Below are 3,039 nucleotides of genomic sequence, written 5' to 3' on the forward strand. Positions count from 1 at the left end.
GGCACTGTTGCAAAGTTAGCGATGAGGCAGCCTTTTGTCTTATTCAAAGGCCTTACATTTCAAAAACTCTGCTTACCAGGCGCATTTCGCCCAGGGGATCACCATAATAAAATGCTGAGGCCTGGCCTTTGCGTAGTGCACGCATCACCTCAATACCTTTGATGGTGGCGTAAGCCGTCTTCATGGATTTAAATCCCAGCGTGGCGCCGATTATCCGTTTCAGTTTGCCATGATCGCATTCAATCACGTTGTTCCGGTACTTAATCTGTCGGTGTTCAACGTCAGACGGGCACCGGCCTTCGCGTTTGAGCAGAGCAAGCGCGCGACCATAGGCGGGCGCTTTATCCGTGTTGATGAATCGCGGGATCTGCCACTTCTTCACGTTGTTGAGGATTTTACCCAGAAACCGGTATGCAGCTTTGCTGTTACGACGGGAGGAGAGATAAAAATCGACAGTGCGGCCCCGGCTGTCGACGGCCCGGTACAGATACGCCCAGCGGCCATTGACCTTCACGTAGGTTTCATCCATGTGCCACGGGCAAAGATCGGAAGGGTTACGCCAGTACCAGCGCAGCCGTTTTTCCATTTCAGGCGCATAACGCTGAACCCAGCGGTAAATCGTGGAGTGATCGACATTCACTCCGCGTTCAGCCAGCATCTCCTGCAGCTCACGGTAACTGATGCCGTATTTGCAGTACCAGCGTACGGCCCACAGAATGATGTCACGCTGAAAATGCCGGCCTTTGAATGGGTTCATGTGCAGCTCCATCAGCAAAAGGGGATGATAAGTTTATCACCACCGACTATTTGCAACAGTGCCCTGTTTAGAGTACTATATGCGCCTGCAACAGTGGGCCACCGAAAATATTAAAAAACTGCTTTATCTCGCGGGGGATGACGCGGTGATTAATTACGGGAAAATGCGGCTGGAATTTTTGCAGAAAGCACTGGCGCAGGATACCTCCGGTGACTTCTGCTTTCGTGTGCTGCATCCGGAAGTGTCTGGCCCGCCGGATATGAAAAAGGCTTCCGCCGGGTACCGTGACTTTATTATCGGTAACAGAGCGTTGCTGGATCTGGTGAATTCAGCCGGTGAAGGGGCTCCGGTTGCGCATTATTCCGCTGATGAAATTCAGTCATTATTTTCGGCACAAATACAGGGGTCGGTGGATAAATACGGCGATAGTTTCCTGACGGATGATCCGTATGTGCTGGCGGAAGACAAGCTGCAAACCTGTCAGATGGAAATTGATTTAATGGCGGATGTGCTGAGAGCACCGCCCCGTGAATCCGCAGAACTGATCCGCTATGTATTTGCGGATGAGTGGCCGGAATAAATAAAACCGGGCTTAATACAGATTAAGCCCGTATCGGGTATTATTACTGAATACCAGACAGCTTACGGAGGACGGAATGTTACCCATTGAGACAACCAGACTGCCTTCTGATTATTAATATTTTTCACTATTAATCAGAAGGAATAACCATGAATTTTACCCGGATTGACCTGAATACCTGGAATCGCAGGGAACATTTTGCCCTTTATCGTCAGCAGATTAAATGCGGATTCAGCCTGACCACCAAACTCGATATTACCGCTTTGCGTACTGCACTGGCGAAAACCGGTTATAAGTTTTATCCGCTGATGATTTACCTGATCTCCCGGGCTGTTAATCAGTTTCCGGAGTTCCGGATGGCAATGAAAGATAATGAACTGATTTACTGGGAACAGTCAGACCCGGTCTTTACTGTCTTTCATAAAGAAACCGAAACATTCTCCGCACTGTCCTGCCGTTATTTTCCGGATCTCAGTGAGTTTATGGCGGGTTATAACGCGGTAACAGCAGAATATCAGCATGATACCAGGTTGTTTCCGCAGGGAAATTTACCGGAGAATCACCTGAATATATCATCGTTACCCTGGGTGAGTTTTGACGGATTTAATCTGAATATCACCGGAAATGATGATTATTTTTCCCCGGTTTTTACAATGGCAAAGTTTCAGCAGGAAGGTGACCGCGTACTATTACCTGTTTCTGTACAGGTTCATCATGCAGTCTGTGATGGTTTTCATGCAGCAAGGTTTATCAATACACTTCAGCTGATGTGTGATAACATACTGAAATAAATTAATTAATTCTGTATTTAAGCCACCGTATCCGGCAGGATTGGTGGCTTTTTTTTATATTTTAACCGTAATCTGTAATTTCGTTTCAGAAGGCACTGTTGCAAAGTTAGCGATGAGGCAGCCTTTTGTCTTATTCAAAGGCCTTACATTTCAAAAACTCTGCTTACCAGGCGCATTTCGCCCAGGGGATCACCATAATAAAATGCTGAGGCCTGGCCTTTGCGTAGTGCACGCATCACCTCAATACCTTTGATGGTGGCGTAAGCCGTCTTCATGGATTTAAATCCCAGCGTGGCGCCGATTATCCGTTTCAGTTTGCCATGATCGCATTCAATCACGTTGTTCCGGTACTTAATCTGTCGGTGTTCAACGTCAGACGGGCACCGGCCTTCGCGTTTGAGCAGAGCAAGCGCGCGACCATAGGCGGGCGCTTTATCCGTGTTGATGAATCGCGGGATCTGCCACTTCTTCACGTTGTTGAGGATTTTACCCAGAAACCGGTATGCAGCTTTGCTGTTACGACGGGAGGAGAGATAAAAATCGACAGTGCGGCCCCGGCTGTCGACGGCCCGGTACAGATACGCCCAGCGGCCATTGACCTTCACGTAGGTTTCATCCATGTGCCACGGGCAAAGATCGGAAGGGTTACGCCAGTACCAGCGCAGCCGTTTTTCCATTTCAGGCGCATAACGCTGAACCCAGCGGTAAATCGTGGAGTGATCGACATTCACTCCGCGTTCAGCCAGCATCTCCTGCAGCTCACGGTAACTGATGCCGTATTTGCAGTACCAGCGTACGGCCCACAGAATGATGTCACGCTGAAAATGCCGGCCTTTGAATGGGTTCATGTGCAGCTCCATCAGCAAAAGGGGATGATAAGTTTATCACCACCGACTATTTGCAACAGTGCC

4 protein-coding genes are annotated in these 3,039 nt (G+C 48.8%); 2 read left to right on the forward strand and 2 right to left on the reverse strand.

From position 1 onward, the window contains the following. Window positions 1-52: 52 nt before the first annotated feature. A complete protein-coding gene (locus tag OGY07_RS02965; RefSeq protein WP_001067855.1) occupies window positions 53-757 on the reverse strand; it encodes an IS6-like element IS26 family transposase in 705 nt (234 codons plus the stop codon). A 79-nt stretch (window positions 758-836) separates the two neighbouring features. Here OGY07_RS02965 and OGY07_RS02970 point away from each other — a divergent pair, with 79 nt between their 5' ends. Together OGY07_RS02970 and OGY07_RS02975 are read left to right on the forward strand one after the other, a co-directional pair. Beyond that, window positions 837-1,337, forward strand: a complete 501-nt coding sequence (locus OGY07_RS02970) for a hypothetical protein (RefSeq protein ID WP_001239317.1) — start codon at window positions 837-839, stop codon at window positions 1,335-1,337. 149 nt (window positions 1,338-1,486) lie between these two features. After that, on the forward strand, window positions 1,487-2,128 hold the full coding sequence (locus tag OGY07_RS02975; protein ID WP_001011939.1) for a type A-2 chloramphenicol O-acetyltransferase CatII: 642 nt from the start codon (window positions 1,487-1,489) through the stop codon (window positions 2,126-2,128). 143 nt (window positions 2,129-2,271) lie between these two features. Here OGY07_RS02975 and OGY07_RS02980 read toward each other — a convergent pair whose 3' ends face one another. Further along, a complete protein-coding gene (locus tag OGY07_RS02980; protein ID WP_001067855.1) occupies window positions 2,272-2,976 on the reverse strand; it encodes an IS6-like element IS26 family transposase in 705 nt (234 codons plus the stop codon). Window positions 2,977-3,039: the final 63 nt, after the last annotated feature.

Source organism: Citrobacter sp. Cs237 (genome assembly GCF_030332325.1).
In the GTDB taxonomy this organism is placed as follows: Bacteria; Pseudomonadota; Gammaproteobacteria; order Enterobacterales; family Enterobacteriaceae; genus Citrobacter_A; species Citrobacter_A sedlakii.